This is a genomic window from Pseudomonas sp. Bout1, from assembly GCF_034314165.1.
In the GTDB taxonomy this organism is placed as follows: domain Bacteria; phylum Pseudomonadota; class Gammaproteobacteria; order Pseudomonadales; family Pseudomonadaceae; genus Aquipseudomonas.
Genome location: NZ_JAVIWK010000001.1, coordinates 5,074,228 through 5,094,771 on the forward strand (window position 1 = coordinate 5,074,228; position 20,544 = coordinate 5,094,771).

A 20,544-nucleotide genomic window follows, 5' to 3' on the forward strand; every position below is an offset into this window, starting at 1 on the left:
CATAAGAACGCTACAACTCGACAAGGATAGTTAGCTTGCGCATTTTTTTCCGTGTTTTGCTGATGACTTTAGTTTTGCTGGGCCTTGTCCTGGCGGTGGTGCTCTATTACGTGGCGAACCCGAAGCTGGCGGTTTACGTGCCGGTGGAACGGGTGCACTACCAGGATCAATGGAGCGCCGCAGATCGCCAGACGTATTACTTCACGCCCCAGGGCACCCAGGTCAAAGGCCTGCACTATGACTGGTTCACCGCATTGGAACTGCCGTTTTCCGAGCAGCGTTTCGCCACGCCCGAGTACCTGGCACGCTTCGGTTTCTTGGTAGACCCCAAACAGGTACCCACCGCGCAAAACCCCGGCAACCTGCCGGTGGGTTTCGCCCGGCATAAAAACTCTGGCAGCAACGACGAGTTCCTCGACATCACCTGCGCCGCGTGCCACACCGGCCAATTGAACTTCAAAGGCCAGGGCCTGCGTATCGACGGAGGCCCGGCGCAGCATGTATTGCCGTCCAGCGTACCGACCCTGCGCGGCGGCAGCTTCGGCCAGGCAATGGTCGCCAGCCTAGTCTCCACTTACTACAACCCGTGGAAATTCGAGCGCTTTGCCCGCACCGTCCTCGGACATGACTACGACGACCAGAACGCCGCGCAACTGCGCCAGGACTTCAAAAAGTCCCTGAACAACTTCCTGAAAGTCGCCTGGAACGACACCCACCGCGGGCTCTACCCCACCGAAGAAGGCCCGGGCCGCACCGACGCCTTTGGCCGCATCGCCAACGCCAGCTTCGGCGACGCCATTTCGCCCGCCAACTACCGCGTCGCCAATGCCCCGGTGGACTACCCACACCTGTGGGACATCTGGACCTTCGACTGGGTGCAGTGGAACGGCTCGGCCCAGCAACCCATGGCCCGCAATATTGGTGAAGCACTGGGCGTCGGCGCTACCCTGGACTTCTTCGACGACGCTGGCCAGCCGCTCAAGGGCGACGCACGCTATCCGTCCAGCTTACGGGTTCGCGACCTGAACACGCTCGAAGAAACCTTGCAACGGCTCAAGCCGCCCACCTGGCCGGAAGACCTGTTCGGCACCATCGACAAACCGCTCGCGGCCCAAGGCCGCGCACTGTTCAGCGAAAACTGCGCCGGTTGCCACGTGCCGGCGGTGTCCCAGGTCGACGGCCGCCCGGTGCGGCAACTGAAAATGCTCCCGGTTGAGGTGATCGGCACCGACCCCACTGCCGCCAACAATATCGCGGACCACCGCTTCGACCTGAGCGCCCTGCAATGGGACCCGGTGGAGCTGGCAAAAATGAACGTCCAACTGCATCCCACACCCACCGAACCGCTGGACCTGCGCAGTATTTCTTCAGCCAAAGGCCTGGCCTACATCACCGCCTTTGTCGAAGAGCACGCCTACCGTGCCGCCGGCGTAACCCCCGCCGAACGTCTGCACCTGGACGGCTTCGGCCTGCCCATTGGCGTACGCGAACTGCGCGCCTACAAGGCACGGCCACTGGCCGGGGTGTGGGCGACACCGCCATTCCTGCACAACGGTTCGGTGCCGACGATCTACCAACTACTCTCGCCCCAGGACGAACGCAGCCCGACCTTCTATAAAGGCACCTTCGAATACGACCCGCGCCACCTGGGCTATCAAACCGCAGCGTTCCCCAACGCCTTCCTGTTCGATACGCGCATCACCGGCAACCACAACAGCGGCCACGAATTCCGTGCTGGCCAACGTGGCAACGGGGTGATTGGCCGAGGCTTGCTGCCCCAGGAGCGCTGGGCGCTGCTGGAATATTTGAAAGTGCTGGGCGGCCCGCTGGAACAACAACTGCCCTGACCTACCGACTTCGCAGAAAAGGATTTTTAAATGCTCGCTCGACTTTGGCTGCGCCTCGGCGCGTTTCTCGGCAAGACCGTGTTGTGGCTGGTAGGCCTGGGGCTGCTGGGCTGGTTGCTGTCGACCTTGTGGTTCGCTTGGCAGCACAGCGGCCCGGTCTCACCGGATGAACAGATTCCGCCGGGGGAAGCGGCCATGACCCAGGGCATCATCCAGACCGCAGTGCGCATCGTTGATCAACACCGCGAAGGCACCCGCTACCTGCGGGACGCGCACGCCAAGGCTCATGGTTGTGTGAAGGCCGAAGTCAGCGTGCTGCCGGACCTCGAGCCGGCCCTGCGCCAGGGCGTGTTCACCGAGCCGGGCAAGACCTGGCAGGCGATGATGCGGCTGTCCAATGGCAATGCGTATCCGCAGTTCGACAGTATCCGGGATGCCCGGGGCATGGCGATCAAGTTGCTGGACGTGCCGGGCAAGCAGTTGCTGGCGGACCAGCAGACGCGGGGGGAGCAGGATTTTGTGATGTTCAGCCATCCGAACTTTTTTGTCAGTGACGTGGCGGAGTATGCGCAGAACGTTTCGGCGCAGGCGGATGGCAAGCAGGTCATGGCGTTTTTCCCCGGAATGGATCCGCGCAGTTGGCAGGTGCGGCATCTGTTTATCGCGTTGGCGACGTTGGCGCCGCCGCCGGTGAGCCCCGCGCAGACGACTTACTTTTCGGTGTCGCCGTATAAGTTTGGGGCGGCTAACGCCAAGTTTCGTGTAGTGCCCGACCCACAGAGTTGCCCAGAGTATGTGCTGCCCAAGCAGAACCACGACCTGCCGAATTTTTTGCGCAGTGCGTTGAATCAGCAACTGTCGACTGACCGGGTGCCGGCGTGTTTTGTGTTGCAGGTTCAGCGGCAGAATCCGCAGAAGTTTATGCCGATCGAGGACACCAGCGTTGAATGGAAAGAGAGTGATGCGCCGTTTGAGACCGTGGCCAGGGTGGTGATTGCGGCGCAGGATTTTGATACGCCGGCGTTGAATCTGGCTTGTGATAATCAGTCGTTTAACCCGTGGTTCGGGGTGGAGGCGCATCGGCCGATTGGGGGGATTAATCGCTTGCGCAAGGCGGTGTATGAGGCGGTCAGTGATTACCGGCATAGCCGGAATTTGTAGGGCCCTGGTGGTGGGGGCATATCCGTTGTTTGGGTGATGGCTTAGATGGGTTCCGCCCTTACGGCGGGTCACTTTTGAAAGGAGCCCAAAAGTAACCAAAAGGCTCTTGCCCCACCACTCGGCACCTCGCTTAGGCTCGGTGTGCCCTCACTCCGGCTTTGGACCGTGGGCCGCCGCGATGGGCCATCCTTGGCCCAGCGCGGCTAACCCGGCGTCCTGCCGGGTTACCCACGCTCCAAAGCCTGCGTTCGGCCAGCGTGGTTGACGGGGCGCCTAAGATCAAGATCACAAGCAGATCAACAGCACAGCGGCCTACAGGCCGGCTTGAGTGTTAAAAGCCAGATCAAAAGCTAAAGCAGGCACGGTTCCAATGTAGGAGCTGGCTTGCCTGCGATGGCATCACCTCGGCGCATCTGAAAAACCGAGTCGCCTGCATCGCCGGCAAGCCAGCTCCTACAGATTTTGATCTGGCTTTTAACACTCAGGTCGGCTTTCAGGCCGCCGTGCACTTGATCTTGCTCTTGATCTTGATCTGACTGCCCCATTCAGCCCGAGGCCGAACGCAGGGATTGAGGAGCGGGTAAACCGGCAGGACGCCGGTTTAGCCGCGACGGGCCAGGGACGGGCCGTCGCGGCGGCCCGCGGAGCAATTCCGGAGTGAGGGAACGCCGAGCCACAGCGAGGTGCCGACAGGCGGGGCAGAGCGTTTTGGTTACTTTTGCGCTTTTCAAAAGTGACCCGCTGTAAGAGCGGAACCCATATCAGCCGTTACCTAAAAAACGGATATACACCCCCCAGCCACGTAAAGAACCCGTATAGATCCCCCCCAAGCCATAACGTTTACGTCGTCTCTATTGAGCAACCAATCCCCCCTCCACTACCGTGAACACCTACCCAATAACCCCCGTAGGAAATCATCGTGGAAAGTTCAACTTTAGGCATGATCGTCCTCTCAATGATCGCCCTGTTCGGCGCCGCCGCCTTTTGCTTCGAACAACTCGCCACCCGCGAATCAAAGAAAAAGAAAGCCAAATAAGCTGATCATCAAAAGCAGCAGAACCCCAGACTTTCAAGGGATACCCCACCCCCGGGCTATCCCTTGTTTTCGTTCGCCCACCACAAAACTATCTATACACCGTCTCAATACCCACGCCCGCAATCAGTGCCCGAACTTGATGCCCAACCTCTTAACCTCCCCGCGTCCGCAATCGCGGCTTATCAATCAGGGGAGTTCCACCGTGCTCACACTCAACTTCATCTATATCGCCAGCGGCTTATGCGCCGTCGGGCTGTTCGCTTATCTGGGCTACGCCCTCATTCGCGCCGAAAAATTCTAGGGAGCCGCCATGTACGACGTAATTTTTATCGGCCTCTCCCTGGTGTTTTTCGCCGCGACAGCCATGGCCATTGTCGCCATGGGCAAGATTTGAACGGAGCCTCGACATGCTAAGCACTTTGCTGGAATTTGCGCTGGTCCTGGGGTTGATGACCGGGCTCGCCGTGCTGATGGGCAAGTGGCTGACCCGGGTGTTTACCGGACCCCACCACGCCCTGCCAGAACGCTATACCTATCGCCTGCTGGGCATCGACCCGCAGGAACCCATGGGCTGGGCCCGCTACGGTTCAGCCCTGCTGCTATCCAACGCGGCAATGATGCTGCTCGGCTACCTCATCCTGCGATTGCAGGCCGTCATGCCGATCAACCCGCTGGGGCTCGCCGCGCAAACCCCCGACCTGGCGTTCAACACCGCCGCCTCCTTTATTACCAACACCAACTGGCAGGCGTACTCGGGCGAGACCAGCCTGTCGAACTTCAGCCAGATGGCGGTGATCACCTTCCTGATGTTTGTCGGTGCCACCTCGGGCGTGGTCGCGGCTGCCGGTTTTATCCGTGGTTTGAGCCGCTCGAGCTCGGCGGATATCGGTAATTTCTGGGTCGACTTCACCCGCACTCTGTACCGCGTGATGCTGCCGCTGTGCGTGGGCATGGCCCTGGTTTACGTGTGGCAAGGCATGCCGCAGACCTTCGCCTCGCAAGCCCTGGCGACAACGCTTGAAGGCGCGCAGCAACAGTTGATTGTCGGCGCCGTGGCGAGCTTTGAATCGATCAAGCATATCGGCACCAATGGCGGCGGTTTCTTCAGCATGAACGCCGCGCACCCGTTCGAAAACCCCACACCGCTGACCAATGCCCTGCACATCCTCAGCATGTTGCTGATCCCGTCTGCGCTGACCTACACCTTCGGCAGCATGCTGCTGCAACGCCGTCAGGGCTGGGTGTTTTTCGGCACCTTCCTGGTGATGTTCATCGGTTTCCTCGCGCTGGTGTATGGCGCCGAGCAAAACGGCAACCCGCTGCTGACCCAGGCCGGTGCCAACCAGGCGCTGTCCATCGAGCAAAGCGGCGGCAATATGGAAGGCAAGGAGCTGCGTTTCGGGATTGCCGACAGCAGCCTGTTTATCGCCACTACCACCGCGGCCACTACCGGTTCGGTCAATGCGATGCACGACTCGTTGACCCCCATGGGCGGCTTCGTGCCCCTGGCGCAGATGATGCTCAACTGTGTGTTCGGCGGCGACGGCGTGGGCTTTATCAACCTGATCCAGTACGCGCTGCTGACGGTGTTTCTGGTGGGCATGATGATCGGCCGCAGCCCGGAGTTCCTCGGCAAGAAAATCGAGGCCCGGGAGATGAAACTGGTGATGCTCTCGGTGCTCGCGCATCCCATCAGCATCCTCGGTTTCACCGCCCTCGCCGCCCTGTGGCCCGACACCATGGCCAGCCTGAATAACCTCGGCCCCCACGGCTTCAGCGAGGTGCTGTACGCCTACACCTCGGGCACCGCCAACAACGGTTCGGCGTTCGCCGGGCTGAACGCCAACACGCCGTTTTTCAACACCACCATTGGCCTTGCGATGTTGGTCGGGCGCTTCTTCACCATGCTGCCGATGCTCGCCGTAGCCGGTTCCCTGGCGATGAAAAAGACCGTGCCTGCCGGCGCCGGCACCATCCCCACCGCAACCCCGCTGTTCATGGTGCTGGTGGTGTTCGTGGTGTTGGTGGTGGGTGGCCTGACTTTCCTGCCGGCGCTTGCGCTCGGCCCGCTGGTGGAGCAACTGCAGTTGCTGTCCGGCCAGACGTACAACTAAGGACACGTTGATGACGACTCAATCGATATTCAAAGGGCTGTTGCGCCCGGTGCTGGTTTCGGCGGTGTTTTTCATGGCGCTGACCGGCCTCGCCTACCCGATCTTTACCACCTTCGCCGCGCAGTTGCTGTTCCCGTTTCAGGCCCAGGGTTCGCTGATTGAACGCGACGGGCGGGTGATCGGTTCGGCATTGATCGGCCAGGATTTCACCCAGCCCGGGTATTTCCACGGCCGCCCGAGCATGACCCTCGGCGCCGACCCGCAAGACCCGAGCAAAAGCATCTCGCAGCCCTACAACGCAGGCGCAAGCGGCGCCAGCAACCTGGGGCCCACCAGCCAGAAACTGCTGGACCAGGTCGCAACCCGGGTTAAAGCGTATCGCCAGGACAACGGCCTCGCCGCCGACGCCCAGGTGCCGGTGGACGCTGTCACCGCTTCCGCCTCCGGCCTGGACCCGCATATCTCGGTGGCCAACGCGCGCATCCAACTGGCCCGGGTTGCCCGCCTGCGGCAGATCCCGGAAGCCGACGTGCTGCAACTGGTGAACGAAAACACCGCTGCCCGCACCTTCGGTTTGCTCGGCGAACCGCGAGTCAATGTGCTGCAACTCAACCTTGCGCTGGACGCCCGCCTGCCCCTGCGTCAGTCCCCTATTGCGGCCAGTGAGTAAGAGATTCCCCCATGATCAAGAATGCTCGTTTACCTCTGTTTGATCGCACCATCGTGCTTACCGCCTGCGCGGATGCGTTCAAGAAACTGCTGCCCCAGGCGCAGTGGAAAAACCCGGTGATGTTCGTGGTGTACCTGGGCAGCATCCTCACCACACTGCTGTGGTTCCAGTCCCTCGGCGGCAAGGGTGAAGCCCCCAGCGGGTTTATCCTCAGCATCAGCTTGTGGCTGTGGTTCACCGTGCTGTTCGCCAACTTCGCCGAAGCCCTGGCCGAGGGTCGCAGCCGCGCCCAGGCTGCGAGCCTGCGAGGCATGAAGCGCACCACCCTGGCCAAGCTGTTGCAACAGCCTCGGCACGGCAGCGCCTGGCTGCCGCTGGAAGCCAGCCTGCTGCGCAAGGACAATGTGGTACTGATTGAGGCCGGCGACCTGGTGCCGCTGGACGGCGTGGTGATCGAAGGCGTGGCCTCGGTGGATGAAAGCGCAATTACCGGCGAATCGGCGCCGGTTATTCGCGAAGCCGGCGGCGACTTTTCCTCGGTCACCGGCGGCACGCGCGTGCTCTCGGACTGGCTGGTGGTGCGCATCAGCGTCAACCCCGGTGAGTCGTTCCTCGACCGCATGATCTCGATGGTCGAATCCGCCAAGCGCCAGAAGACCCCTAACGAAGTCGCCCTGACGATTTTGCTGGTGGGCCTGACCCTGTTGTTCCTGCTGGTGATCGCCACGCTGAGCCCGTACTCGATCTTCGCCGTGGCCATGAGCGGCAGCGGCAGCGTGGTCAGCGCCACGGTGCTGGTGGCGCTGCTGGTGTGCCTGATCCCCACCACCATCGGCGGCCTGCTCTCGGCCATCGGCGTGGCGGGCATGAGCCGGATGATGTCGGCCAATGTGATCGCCACCTCCGGCCGCGCAGTGGAGGCGGCGGGTGACATCGACGTGTTGCTGCTGGACAAGACCGGCACCATCACCCTGGGCAATCGCCAGGCCAGCAGTTTCCTGCCCGCGCCGGGCATCAAGGAAGCCGAGCTGGCCGACGCTGCGCAGCTGGCATCGCTGGCCGATGAAACGCCCGAAGGGCGCAGCATTGTGGTGCTGGCCAAACAGAAGTTCGACCTTCGCGCGCGGGACATCAACGCCCTGGGCGCAAGCTTTGTGCACTTCACCGCGCAGACTCGCATGAGCGGCGTCGACCTGCCCGAGGGCCGGGGCATTCGCAAGGGCGCCGCGGATGCCATCCGCAGCCATATCGAAGCGTTGGGTGGGAGTTTTCCGGCGGCGTTGCAGGCCAAGGTCGATGAAGTGTCGCGGCGCGGCAGCACCCCGCTGGTGGTCTCGGACGGGGCAAAAGCACTGGGTGTAGTCGAGCTCAAGGACGTGGTCAAGGGCGGCATCAAGGAGCGTTTTGCCGAACTGCGGCGCATGGGCATCAAGACCGTGATGATCACCGGCGACAACCGCCTGACCGCCGCCGCGATTGCGGTAGAAGCCGGCGTGGATGACTTCCTCGCCGAGGCCCGCCCGGAAGACAAGCTGCAACTGATCCGCGACTACCAGGCCCAGGGCAAGCTCGTGGCCATGACCGGCGACGGCACTAACGACGCACCCGCTCTGGCCCAGGCCGACGTGGCCGTGGCAATGAACAGCGGCACCCAGGCAGCGAAAGAGGCCGGCAACATGGTCGACCTCGACAGCAACCCGACCAAGCTGATCGAAGTGGTCGAGGTCGGCAAACAAATGCTGATGACTCGCGGTGCGCTCACCACCTTCAGCGTGGCGAATGACGTGGCGAAGTATTTCGCGATCATCCCGGCGGCATTTGTCGCGACCTATCCGCAGCTCGGCGCGTTGAACGTGATGCACCTGACCAGCCCCAACTCGGCGATTCTCAGCGCGGTGATTTTCAACGCGTTGATCATTGTGGCGTTGATTCCGCTGGCGCTACGCGGCGTGACCTATCGGGCGATTGGTGCGGCGGCGTTGCTCAATCGCAACTTGCTGATCTACGGCCTGGGCGGGGTGCTGGTGCCGTTTGCCGGGATCAAGCTGATTGACATGGTGCTGACCGGGCTGGGCCTGGTGTAGCACCGACAACCCAATGTGGGAGCTGGCTTGCTGGGGTGAGCCCGCTCACCCCAGCAAGCCAGCTCCCACAATTGAACCGCATTTACCAGGAATGACATGCCCGCATTAAACGAAGAACGCCCCGACCCCGATGCCCTGCTCGCCCGGGTTCAGCAGGAAGAACAGGCCGCCTTGCGCGGCAAATTGCGTATCTACTTCGGCTCCAACGCCGGGGTGGGCAAGACCTGCGCGATGCTCGGCGCAGCGCAACGGGAAGTCAGCCTGGGCCGCGACGTACTCGCCGGTGTGGTGGAAACCCATGGCCGCCAGGAAACTGCCGATCTGCTCAACGGCCTCGAACAATTGCCCCGCGCCCAACGCCTGCATCACGATTTCACCCTCACCGAATTCGACCTCGACGCCGCCCTGCTCCGCCATCCCGCCGTGCTGCTGGTGGATGAACTGGCCCACAGCAACGTGCCCGGCTCGCGCCACCCGAAACGCTGGCAAGACGTGGAAGAACTACTCAGCGCCGGCATCGATGTGTGGACCACCCTCAACGTCCAGCACCTGGAAAGCCTTAACGATCTGGTGAGTGGGATCATTGGCATTCGGGTGCGGGAAACCGTACCTGACCATGTGTTCGACAACGCCCACGAAGTGGTGGTGGTCGATCTGCCACCAGATGATCTGCTGCAGCGCTTGAAGGACGGCAAGGTGTACCTCGGCCCGCAGGCGGAACACGCGTCGCGGCACTTTTTCCGCAAGGGCAATTTATTGGCCCTGCGCGAACTGGCCCTGCGGCGCACCGCCGACCGGGTCGACACGCAGATGCGTGTGTACCGCCGCGAACAGTCGATCAAGACCCTGTGGCCCGCCCGCGAACGGTTGCTGGTAGGTGTAGCCGGTGACGCCGGTGATGAGCGCCTGGTGCGCGAAGCGGCGCGCCTGGCGCAAAAGCTCGAGGCGGACTGGATCGTGGTGCACGTCGCGTCCGCCCAGGGTCGCGGCGCCAGGCGTTATCTTACGGCGATGAAAACCCTGGCCCTGGCCAGCGAGTTTGGCGCCGACACTGCAACGTTGCCGGGCATGGACGTCGCCGAAGCACTGGCTGCCTGCGCCCGGGAACACAACGCCAATCGCCTGGTACTCGGCCATCATCCGCGCCGGGCGTGGCGGTTCTGGCATCAGTCGGTGGGCGACCGGATCAGCCGACACCATCCGCAGATCGACCAGATCGTGATCGCCCATGGCGTGCTGCCGGGCACGGTTGCTGCCATTGAAAAGCCGACGCTGGCACCCGGCAGAACCCTGGCCTACCTCTGGGCCACCCTCGCCTGCTTCACCGCCAGCGCCATCGCCGCGCTGCTGCTTCAGGTGTTCGACCTGGCCAACGTGGTGATGCTGTTCCTGCTCACGGTGGTGCTGGTGGCCCTGCGCTTTGGACGCGGCCCCGGCGTGTGGGCGGCGATGCTGGCGGTGCTGTGTTTCGACTTCTTTTTCGTACAGCCGCGCTACTCATTTACCGTCAACGACACGCAGTATTTCTTCACCTTCGCGCTGATGCTCGGCATCGCCCTGATCACCGGGCAACTCACCGCCCGCCTGCGTCACGAAGCGCGCACTGCCGCCGCCCGTGAGCGCCGCGCCACCTCCCTGGCACGCCTGGCCCGCGACCTGTCGGCGGCGCTGACCGTGGAGCAGATCAGCGAAGTGGCATTGCGTACCTTCAGCGGCGTGTTCGAAGCACGGGTCGGCCTGGCCTTGCCGGACGCCGCCGACGGCGTGCACAGCGTGGGCGCGGGCGGGCTGCCGATCGACGACAGCATCGCCCAATGGACCTACGACCACGGCCAGTCTGCCGGCCAGGGTACCGACACGTTGTCTGCCGCCAAAGGTTGCTACCTGCCGCTGAAAGCGCCGATGCGCGTGCGCGGCGTGCTGGTGCTGGAACTGGCGCAAAGCGAACGCCTCAATGAGCCCGAAGAACGCCGCCTGCTGGAGGCCTGCATGAGCCAGTTGGCCATCGCCCTGGAGCGCGTGCACTTCGTCGAAGTGGCGCAAAGCACCCTGGTGCAGATGGAAGGCGAGAAGATGCGCAACACCTTGCTCGCGGCGATTTCCCACGACTTGCGCACACCTCTGACTACGCTGATCGGCGCCGCCGACACCGCCCTGCCCCATGCGCCGCCCGGGCCGCTAACGGACTTGCTGCACGGCATTCATGAGCAGGCGACGTCAATGCAGCGCCTGATCGAAAACCTGCTGGACATGGCCCGCCTGCAAGAGCGCGGCGTGCGGCTCAACCGGCAGTGGCACTTGCTGGAAGAAATCGTCGGCAGCGCCCTGCGCCAACTGCGTGAACCACTGGCCCGGCATGTCGTGCACACCACGCTGGACCCGCAATTGCCGCTGGTGGAAGTCGACGCGCTATTGATCGAACGGGTGCTGGTCAACCTGCTGGACAACGCTGCCAAGTACACCCCGCCCGGCACTGTCATTACCGTGGCCGCCCATTCCGTTTCGGACACCATCCTGCTGGAAGTCAGCGACACCGGCCCCGGCAGCGCGCCGGCCAATCTGTTCGAACCGTTTGCCCGTGGCCAGCAGGAGTCCTCGGTGGCCGGGATCGGCCTGGGGCTGGCCCTGGCCAAGCGCATCGTGGAAGCCCACGGCGGGCGCATCGAAGCCAAACCCGGCCGCGAGCGCGGCATGCATTTTGTCATCACTTTACCGGCGGGCACCCCGCCCTCTATGGACGCCCTATGAGCACTGCACGCATTCTGATTGTTGAAGACGAGGCCAATATCCGCCGCTTTGTCGGCATCGCCCTGCAGGATGAGGGCTTCCAGGTGTTCGAGGCCGACAGCGTCAAGCGCGCGTTGATCCACGCCTCCAGCCGCCAGCCGGACCTGGTGATCGTCGACCTGGGCCTGCCGGACGGTGACGGCAAACAGTTGATCAGCGAGCTGCGGGGCTGGCTGGCGGTGCCGATTTTGGTGTTGTCGGCGCGGGACCGCGAAGAGGAAAAAGTCGCCGCCCTGGATGCCGGCGCCGATGACTACCTGACCAAACCTTTTGGCGTGCCCGAGTTGCTGGCGCGCATCCGGGCCCAACTGCGCCGCCATGGGCAAGCCGGCACGGTGGCGGCCACCAGCAAGGTGGCGTTTGGCGAGATTGAAGTGGACCTGGCCACCCATGAAGTGTGGCGCCTGGGCCTGCCGGTGCACCTGACGCCCATCGAATATCGCCTGCTGTGCGCGATGATTCGCGGGCAGAGCCGGGTGCTCACCCATCGCCAGTTATTGCTCGAAGTGTGGGGCCTGGATTACGTAGACCGCGCTCATTATTTGCGGGTGCATATGGCGCACCTGCGGCAGAAGCTGGAGGCAGACCCGGCCCAGCCGCAGTACTTCATTACCGAGTTGCAGGTGGGCTACCGGTTGGTGGGGCTGTAAACAGATGCGCCGCGGCGAAGTCGACAAATACGCGGATCTTCGGTGAAAGATGACGGCTGGAAGGCCACAGTGCCCAAAACTGGCCCTGGTCATCGGTGTGGTCGTCGAGCAGGGTTTCCAGTTGGCCTTGGGCAAGGGCTTCGCGGGCCAGGAAGTCCGGCACGTAGGCAATGCCATGGCCGTCCATCGCGGCCCGGAGCATGGCTTCCATATTGTTCAAGGTCAGCGCGGTAGGCAGGCGCAATTGGGTGATGGCCGGGTTGGCGGTTAAGGTCCAGTCCATGATTTTTCCGGTGGTGGCGAAGCGATAACGCAAACACGGGTGATGCTCCAGATCACCCAGCGATTCTGGCCGACCATTATCCCGCAGGTACTGGGGCGATGCGCACAGCACAAACCGGAACGGCCCCAGCTTGCGCGCCATCAAGGTCGAATCCGCCAGGCCGCCGCTGCGGATGACCACGTCGAAGCCCTCTTCGATCACGTCCACCAGATGGTCATTGAAATCCAGCTCCAGCTCGATCTCGGGGTAGGCTTTGCGGAACGCCATCATGTGGGGAAAGAGGAACCGATAGCCGATGGTGGGCAGGCTGACCCGCAGCTTGCCCCGGGGCGCTTGCATCGCATGCGAAAGCATGGCGCGGGCGTCTTGCAGGTCGTCGAGAATTTTCCGACAGCGCTCGTAGAACAGTTGGCCTTCGGCGGTGAGGCTGACCTTGCGCGTGCTGCGGTGCAACAGCCGCACATTCAGCGACGCTTCAAGCCTGGCGACATTCTTGCCCACCGCCGAGGCGGAAATCCCCATCGCCCGCGCAGCGCCGGTGAAGCTCAGGGCCTCTGCCGTTTTTACGAAGGCGATCACACCGCTCAGGTTGTCCGTCACGTCATTGCATCCATCAAGTCCGTTATGAACGGAATGTAAGCCCGTTTATCCAAGATTGCATCCTGATTAGAGTCTTTAAATCTTCAGACCTGCGGGAATGCCCCATGAACACCACACATAAATCCGTGCCCGCCCATGGCCGATACTCCATCCTCGCCGCCATTTGCCTGGCGGCCCTGGTATTGCCCATGAGCTTTACCGGCGGCGCCGTCGCCACGCCCTATATCGGCCAGGCGTTTGCCGCCCAGCCAAGCCAACTGGCGTGGATCACCAATGCGTTCATGCTGAGTTTCGGCAGCCTGTTGATGGCGGCCGGCACGCTCGCCGACCTGTATGGGAGAAAGCGCTTGTTCCTGTGGGGCATGGCGCTGTTTACCGTGGTCTCCGTGCTGCTGGCAGTGGCACCGGGGATTTTCTGGCTGGATGTGTTGCGTGGCGTGCAGGGCGTCGCGGCGGCCACAGCGTTGGCCAGTGGCTGCGCAGCGCTGGCCCAGGAATTCGATGGCCACGCCCGCACCCGCGCCTTCAGCCTGCTGGGCACCACATTTGGTGCAGGCCTGGCGTTTGGGCCATTGCTGTCGGGGTTACTGATTGAGCACTGGGGCTGGCGGGCGATTTTCCTCGGCACCGCGCTATTGGCCGGTATTTCGTTATTGTTTGCCGCGCCCAAAATGCGTGAAAGCCGCGACCCGCAGGCGCTGCGGTTGGACACCGCCGGCGTGCTGACGTTTTCGGCGATGCTGGTGGCCCTGACCACGGCGGTGATCCTCGCCCCGGAGCACGGCTGGGCGTCGCCGCTGGTTGATGCTCTTCTGGCTGCGGCGGCGGTGTTTTTGCTGATATTTATTTTCGTGGAAAACCGCTCAAGCCAGCCGATGCTGGAGCTACGACTGTTTCGCTTCCCGCGTTTTATCGGCGTGCAACTCCTGCCGATCGGCACCTGTTACTGCTACATCGTGCTGATCGTGTTGCTGCCCCTGCGGTTTATCGGCGTGGAAGGTGCCAGTGCGCTGGATGCAGGCCTGATGATGCTGGCACTGTCGGCGCCGATGCTGATGGTGCCGATGATTGCGGCTTCGCTGACACGCTGGGCGTCGGCGGGCGTGCTGTGTGCGATTGGCTTACTGATAGCGGCGGTGGGCCTGTGGGGGTTAAGCCTGGCCGACCGGCCTGCGCACACCGTTGCCGCGATGCTGGTCATCGGGATAGGCACGGGGTTGCCGTGGGGTTTGATGGATGGATTGGCGATCAGCGTGGTACCGAAAGAACGCGCGGGAATGGCCGCGGGGATTTTCAATACGACGCGCGTTGCCAGTGAAGGCGTGGCGTTGGCGATCACCATGGCGGTGTTGGGCGCATTGGTTGCACACCACTTGCCGGGCAGCGCAACCGGGGATGTTTCAGTGATTGCACAAGCGCTGGTGATGGGCAATGTCCTGCAGGCCGGCACGACGATTCCGCTGGCGGAATTGCGCGCGGCCTACACGGCCGGGTTCAACACATTGCTACAACTACTGGCCGGTTTCACGGCGGTCACGGCCTTGGTGGTCTTGGTGTTTTTACGGCGCCAGGATGCGCTGGATGGAAGCAATACGAAGAAAATGGAAGAATGCGCGCATGACTATTCCAAAAAAATGGCGTGACCAATTCCCCAACGCACTCATCGAGCCACAGACCATCGGCGAGTCGGGAGCCGACGTCTTCCGCCTGCGCTGCGGCAACGGTGGGGACCTGTTCCTGAAATCCGAGCCCATCGGCCCACTCGCCGAATTGCCCGACGAGATCAAGCGGCTGCGCTGGCTCCAGCAATCGAACTTGCCTGGGCCTGCCGTGCTGGATGTGCTCGCGGAAAACCATCGCCACTGGCTGCTGATGAGCGCCGTCCCGGGGCAGGATCTGGCCAGCGCCAGCGACTTGTCTGCGCCGCAGGTCATCCACCTGGTGGCGAGCGCACTGCGCAGCCTGCACCAGGTGCCAATTGCACAGTGCCCGTTCGACCGCTCACTGGAACACCGTATTGCGGCCGCCGGTAATCGCGTGAACGCAGGTCTGGTTGACGAGACCGACTTCGACGATGAACGCCTGGGCCGAACCGCCACGGATGTATTCGCCGAACTGCTGTCGACGCGCCCCGCCGCCCATGACCTGGTCGTGACCCACGGCGATGCCTGCCTGCCAAACTTCATGGCTGAGGGCGATCACTTCAGTGGTTTCATCGACTGTGGTGGCCTGGGCGTCAGTGACTGTTATCAGGACCTTGCACTCGCGGCCCGCAGCATCGAGCGCAATCTCGGACCGGCCTGGGTGGCACCGTTCTTCGAGCAGTACGGCGTCGAAGCCGATGAGCAGCGCATCGCGTTCTACTGCTTGCTGGACGAGTTTTTCTAAACCCAAACCCCAGACAGCAAAAAGCCCGCTCAATGAGCGGGCTTCCTGTGGTACCTGGCGTTCAGCGTTCCAGGTAACCGAATATGGCGCAGCGGACGGGACTCGAACCCGCGACCCCCGGCGTGACAGGCCGGTATTCTAACCGACTGAACTACCGCTGCGCGTAACACTAAAAAGCGAATGGTGGGTGATGACGGGATCGAACCGCCGACATTCTGCTTGTAAGGCAGACGCTCTCCCAGCTGAGCTAATCACCCTTCACTTTCGGTGTGGGCCGCATTCTATAGCAATTTTTCGTAATGTCATGATTTAAATGCAATTTATTTAAAATATTTTGCTTTCCACTCGGCGCACCCCGCAAAACCGGGATTTTCGGGCGCAAACGAGAGTCTATTGCGTTTGCCCAAGCCTTGGCCCCACAATTAACAATTATTCTCAATAACACCTGGGCCGGGCCTTATGTCTGTGGGTGAACCGCCGTTCCAACGGGAGATTACCGAGCTGTACAGCGAGCACCACGGCTGGCTGTTCACTTGGTTGCGCCGAAAACTGGGCTGTACCCATAACGCCGCCGACGTGGCGCAGGATACCTTCGCGCGAATTCTGCACGCACGCGAGTCAGTGACCGGCATTCGCGAGCCCCGGGCCTATTTAAGCACCACCGCCCGGCGGTTGATTATCGACCAGGCACGGCGCAAGCAGATTGAACACGCTTACCTTCAGGAATTGATGCTGACGGTGCAAACCCTGGAAGGTTTTCAGTCGCCGGAACAGATCCACACGACTCTGGAGGCCCTTGAGCACATCACTTTCATTCTTGAAGGCCTGCATGACAACGTGCGCCAGGCGTTTGTGCTGTATTACCTCGAAGACCTGACCCAGCAACAAATTGCCCGCCAACTGAAACTGTCTGAACGTACAGTGCGCAAGTATTTGATCCAGGCCCTGCTGCATTGCAGCCACAGCGTAGACATCTGAACTGCACATGCCTGACTCCCGCCAACAGATCGACGAACAAGCCGCCGAATGGATGATTCGCCTGCACGAGGGGCAATTGACCGAAGCCCAGCGCCAGGCGTTCGAACGCTGGAAGCAACAAGGCCCGCTACATGCTGCTTCAGCGGCGCGAATGGAGGGCGTGGTCGCACGGATGCTCGCCCTGCGCGGGCAAAAAGCACCGGCGCGGGCAGCCTTGAGTGCGGCGTTTGCACGGAATGGCAAAGCTCGCAAAAACCATCTCAGGGCGTTGGTACTGGCCTGCACCCTGGCCCTTCCCGCTACGGCGCTACTCTACAGCCCTTACCCACAACAGTGGATGGCCGATGTACACAACGGCCCCGGCGAATGGAAAACCCTGCGCCTGGCAGACGGTTCCACACTGACGTTGAACGGTATCAGCGCGGCGAATCTGCATTTCGATAGCCGGCAGCGGCGCATTGAACTGCTGCAAGGCGAGATCCTGGTGGAAGTGGCCCACGATGGCGAGCGACCGTTTGTGGTACAGACCGCACAGGGCACCCTGCGCGCACTGGGCACGCGGTTTGTGGTGAAGCGTGAGGGTGATGTCACCGTGTTGAGCATGCTCGAATCCCGCGTTGCTGCAAAAAGCGCGAACGGCCGGCAGACGCTGGAAGTGGACGCCGGCTCACAGGCGCGGGTCAGCGCGGACGCGGTGCGCTTGTCTGGCAGCATCGACCCGGCGAGCGTCAATGAAGCCTGGCATCGCCATCAACTGGTGGTGGATAACCGGCCGTTGCCAGAAGTGCTGGATGAGATCGCCCGCCACCGTTCGGGCCGCTTGCAGTTTGATCGCACCGCGCTGGCCAAGCTCAAGGTCTCGGCGGTACTGCCTCTGGACGACACTGACCGCACCTTGCAGATGCTGGCTCATACCCTGCCGATCAGCCTGAAAAGATTCACCCCATGGCTGATGATCGTCAGCCCGGAGACTGACAGCAAAAAATAATTATTCGCATTGCTTCCGCTTTTTTCCGGGCTACCCGTCAAGGAAGGTATATCGATAATCAAAGGACTGCCCTCACCATGCCCCTCCCCTCTCACCCACGTCGGCGCCTGTTGAGCTGCGCGCCACTGACCCTCACGCTGCTCGCAACGACGCTGCTGGACATCCACCTGGCCCAGGCCGACACGGTAAACGTCGTGGCACACGCCTATGACATACCAGCCGGACCGCTGGGCGCCACACTCAACCGGTTTGCCCAGCAAGCAGGCGTGGCCATCGTTTTCCAGTCCCACAACCTGGAGGGGCTGGCGGGCCCGGGGCTCAAGGGCACTTATAGCGTAGAGGCCGGGTTTGAGAGGCTGCTGCGTGGCAGTGGTTATCGGGTAGTCAAAGGGGATCAGGTCTACGCCCTGGAAGCCAACCCGACGCCCACCGGCGCTGTGGAGCTGGGCGCAACACAAATCAGCGCCAACCAGCTCGGCACCATCACCGAAGGCTCCGGCTCCTACACCCCCGGCACCATCGCCACGGCTACCCGCCTGGTGCTAACCCCTCGGGAGACGCCGCAGTCGATCTCGGTGGTCACACGCCAGGCCATGGATGACTTTGGCCTCAACTCCATCGACGATGTGATGCGCCATACCCCGGGCATCACGGTGGCGACCTACGACAGCGACCGCACCAGCTATTACTCACGAGGCTTCGCGATTCGCAACTTCCAGTACGACGGCATTCCTATCCTGCAAGACCCGCAGTACTCCTCGGGCCATACCCTCACCGACATGGTGATCTATGACCGGGTAGAAATCCTCAAGGGCGCCACCGGCCTGCTCACGGGTGCGGGTGGCCCTGGTGGCACTATCAATATGATCCGCAAGAAACCCACCCAGGAATTCAAGGGCCATATCGACCTTGGCGCTGGCTCCTGGGACAACTACCGATCGGAAGTCGACGTTAGCGGCCCCTTGACCGAGACCGGGAATATTCGCGGCCGAGCTGTAGCGGCCTATCAAGACAAACACTCGTTCATGGACCATTACCAGCGCAACACCAGCGTCTATTACGGCATCCTGGAGGCGGACCTGTCACCCGACACACTGCTGACCGTGGGCGCGGACTATCAGGACAATGACCCAAAGGGTTCAAGCTGGACTGGCAGCGCCTCGCTGTATGACGAAGCCGGCAACCGCATCGGCTCCAAGCGCTCGTTCAACAACGGGCCCCGGTGGAGCAGTTGGGAGCAGTACACCCGCACCGCCTTCGCCACCCTTGAACACAGTTTTGAAAATGGCTGGGTCGCCAAAGGCCAGTACAACCATCAAATCAACGGCTACAACGCGCCCCTGGGTTTTGTAAGCCCCGGCTTGCCCTCAGTGCTGGCGCGAAAATACACCGGGGAAACCGTCAGCGACAGCGCCGACCTTTATACCTCCGGCCCCTTCGACCTGTTTGGCCGCGAGCACCAGTTGGTGGTCGGTACCTCGGTCTCCCGCTCTCACTGGAAAGGCAAGGACTACACCAGCGCCAGCCTGCCCAACAACAATTTTGACTATTACAACTGGAACGGCGATATCCCGAAGCCGGACTGGGGGGAAGTCACCAACAAAAACGATGAAATCACCCGCCAGACCGGCAGCTACATGACCGCTCGCTTCAGCCTTACGGACGATCTTTCACTGCTGCTGGGCACGCGCGTTGCAGACTTCCAGGTCACTGGCACCAGCGATACGAAAAAAAGTGGCAAGGTTTTGCCTTATGCAGGCCTGGTGTACGACCTCAACGACAACGTGTCGGCCTACGCCAGCTACACGGAGATCTTCCTGCCGCAGTCGTTCAACCGCGACCGCAACAACAAACTGCTGGAGCCGGATGAAGGCAAAAACTATGAAGTGGGGCTCAAGGGTGAATTCTTGGAAGGGCGCTTGAACTCCAGCATCGCTTACTTCGAGGTTCACGAAGAAAACCGCCCAGAGGAGGACACCGCCTACAACGCCAACCCAACCAACCCCGACCGCGACTTCGCCTACAAGCCGATCACCTCGAAAACCAAGGGTTACGAGGCAGAAATATCCGGCGAACTGGCGCCCGGCTGGCAGTTGCAGGCTGGTTATACCCACAAGATCGCCCGTGATGAAAGCGGCAAGAAGGTGTCGACCTGGGAGCCGCAAGATCAGGTCAATCTCTATACCCGTTACAAGCTGACCGGCAGCCTCGACAAACTCACCCTCGGCGGCGGCGCGCGTTGGCAGGGTCAAGGTTGGCAGGTGCTGACCAACTGGGCCAAAGACGGCGCCCAGGAAAAGTTCGCCCAGGACCCCTATTGGCTGGTGGACCTGATGGCCCGTTACCAGATCACCGACAGCGTGTCGGCGACCGTCAACGTGAACAACGTATTCGACAAGTCGTATTACACCAACATCGGCTTTTACAACTCGTCGTACTACGGTGACCCCCGCAACGTAATGTTCAGCACCCGCTGGGACTTCTGAATGCAAAACGCCCCCGATCACTGCACATGATCGGGGGCGTTTTTCAGACCGGCGGCTTTAACAAACCCCAGACAGCAAAAAGCCCGCTCAATGAGCGGGCTTCCTGTGGTACCTGGCGTTCAGCGTTCCAGGTAACCGAATATGGCGCAGCGGACGGGACTCGAACCCGCGACCCCCGGCGTGACAGGCCGGTATTCTAACCGACTGAACTACCGCTGCGCGTAACACTAAAAAGCGAATGGTGGGTGATGACGGGATCGAACCGCCGACATTCTGCTTGTAAGGCAGACGCTCTCCCAGCTGAGCTAATCACCCTTCACTTTCGGTGTGGCGCGCATTCTACGGAGCGACCCATAGTCTGGCAAGCACTTTCTTAAATAATTTTTTTCAGGCCTTCCAATGGCTTAGCGAGGGTTGGCCTATGGCGCCATGAGGAGAATAATGCCCCCCTTTGTATATAAGGAGAGACTCA

14 protein-coding genes and 4 tRNA genes are annotated in these 20,544 nt (G+C 61.7%); 13 read left to right on the forward strand and 5 right to left on the reverse strand.

Going from position 1 to position 20,544, the window contains the following annotated elements; genetic code table 11:
* The first annotated feature begins 35 nt into the window (after positions 1–35).
* The 8 genes from RGV33_RS23350 to RGV33_RS23385 all read left to right on the forward strand — a co-directional run bounded on the left by RGV33_RS23350 (position 36) and on the right by RGV33_RS23385 (position 12,349).
* Positions 36–1,847: a di-heme-cytochrome C peroxidase gene (locus tag RGV33_RS23350; RefSeq protein WP_322146341.1), complete on the forward strand. Its 1,812-nt coding sequence runs from the start codon at positions 36–38 to the stop codon at positions 1,845–1,847.
* Positions 1,848–1,877: 30 nt separating this feature from the next.
* Positions 1,878–3,008, forward strand: a complete 1,131-nt coding sequence (locus RGV33_RS23355; protein ID WP_322146342.1) for a catalase family protein — start codon at positions 1,878–1,880, stop codon at positions 3,006–3,008.
* A gap of 1,238 nt (positions 3,009–4,246) precedes the next feature.
* Entirely contained in the window at positions 4,247–4,345 is a 99-nt protein-coding gene (gene kdpF, locus RGV33_RS23360) for a K(+)-transporting ATPase subunit F (RefSeq protein ID WP_322146343.1), read from the forward strand.
* Between the two features lie 106 nt (positions 4,346–4,451).
* Positions 4,452–6,158, forward strand: a complete 1,707-nt coding sequence (gene kdpA, locus RGV33_RS23365; RefSeq protein WP_322146344.1) for a potassium-transporting ATPase subunit KdpA — start codon at positions 4,452–4,454, stop codon at positions 6,156–6,158.
* 10 nt (positions 6,159–6,168) lie between these two features.
* Complete coding sequence (gene kdpC, locus RGV33_RS23370) at positions 6,169–6,828, forward strand: K(+)-transporting ATPase subunit C (RefSeq protein ID WP_322146345.1); 660 nt, start codon at positions 6,169–6,171, stop codon at positions 6,826–6,828.
* Positions 6,829–6,839: 11 nt separating this feature from the next.
* Positions 6,840–8,912 (forward strand): potassium-transporting ATPase subunit KdpB, encoded by a 2,073-nt coding sequence (gene kdpB / locus RGV33_RS23375; protein ID WP_322146346.1) that lies wholly within the window; start codon positions 6,840–6,842, stop codon positions 8,910–8,912.
* Positions 8,913–9,008: 96 nt separating this feature from the next.
* Entirely contained in the window at positions 9,009–11,660 is a 2,652-nt protein-coding gene (locus tag RGV33_RS23380; RefSeq protein WP_322146347.1) for a sensor histidine kinase KdpD, read from the forward strand.
* A complete protein-coding gene (locus tag RGV33_RS23385) occupies positions 11,657–12,349 on the forward strand; it encodes a response regulator (RefSeq protein WP_322146348.1) in 693 nt (230 codons plus the stop codon). Before RGV33_RS23380 ends, RGV33_RS23385 begins: the two co-directional genes overlap by 4 nt.
* Here RGV33_RS23385 and RGV33_RS23390 read toward each other — a convergent pair.
* On the reverse strand, positions 12,309–13,232 hold the full coding sequence (locus RGV33_RS23390) for a LysR family transcriptional regulator (protein ID WP_322146349.1): 924 nt from the start codon (positions 13,230–13,232) through the stop codon (positions 12,309–12,311). The genes RGV33_RS23385 and RGV33_RS23390 overlap by 41 nt on opposite strands.
* Positions 13,233–13,336: 104 nt before the next feature.
* Here RGV33_RS23390 and RGV33_RS23395 point away from each other — a divergent pair, with 104 nt between their 5' ends.
* Both RGV33_RS23395 and RGV33_RS23400 read left to right on the forward strand, forming a co-directional pair.
* Positions 13,337–14,875 (forward strand): MFS transporter, encoded by a 1,539-nt coding sequence (locus tag RGV33_RS23395; protein ID WP_322146351.1) that lies wholly within the window; start codon positions 13,337–13,339, stop codon positions 14,873–14,875.
* A complete protein-coding gene (locus RGV33_RS23400) occupies positions 14,850–15,620 on the forward strand; it encodes an APH(3')-II family aminoglycoside O-phosphotransferase (protein ID WP_322146352.1) in 771 nt (256 codons plus the stop codon). Before RGV33_RS23395 ends, RGV33_RS23400 begins: the two co-directional genes overlap by 26 nt.
* Positions 15,621–15,704: 84 nt before the next feature.
* Here the strand turns inward: RGV33_RS23400 and RGV33_RS23405 are convergent.
* Both RGV33_RS23405 and RGV33_RS23410 read right to left on the reverse strand, forming a co-directional pair.
* Positions 15,705–15,781 (reverse strand) — tRNA-Asp (locus RGV33_RS23405).
* Between the two features lie 20 nt (positions 15,782–15,801).
* Positions 15,802–15,877: transfer RNA gene (locus RGV33_RS23410), tRNA-Val, on the reverse strand.
* Positions 15,878–16,079: 202 nt separating this feature from the next.
* On the opposite strand from RGV33_RS23410, the gene RGV33_RS23415 reads away from it, so the two are divergent.
* From RGV33_RS23415 to RGV33_RS23425, 3 genes are all read left to right on the forward strand, one after another.
* Positions 16,080–16,598 carry a sigma-70 family RNA polymerase sigma factor gene (locus RGV33_RS23415; protein WP_322146353.1) on the forward strand — a complete coding sequence of 173 codons (519 nt, stop codon included), beginning with the start codon at positions 16,080–16,082 and terminating at the stop codon, positions 16,596–16,598.
* Between the two features lie 7 nt (positions 16,599–16,605).
* Entirely contained in the window at positions 16,606–17,586 is a 981-nt protein-coding gene (locus RGV33_RS23420; RefSeq protein WP_322146355.1) for a FecR family protein, read from the forward strand.
* Positions 17,587–17,663: 77 nt separating this feature from the next.
* Positions 17,664–20,072 (forward strand): TonB-dependent siderophore receptor, encoded by a 2,409-nt coding sequence (locus RGV33_RS23425; protein ID WP_322146357.1) that lies wholly within the window; start codon positions 17,664–17,666, stop codon positions 20,070–20,072.
* A gap of 142 nt (positions 20,073–20,214) precedes the next feature.
* Here RGV33_RS23425 and RGV33_RS23430 read toward each other — a convergent pair.
* Positions 20,215–20,291, reverse strand: a tRNA-Asp gene (locus RGV33_RS23430).
* A 20-nt stretch (positions 20,292–20,311) separates the two neighbouring features.
* Positions 20,312–20,387: transfer RNA gene (locus RGV33_RS23435), tRNA-Val, on the reverse strand.
* Between the last annotated feature and the right edge of the window lie 157 nt (positions 20,388–20,544).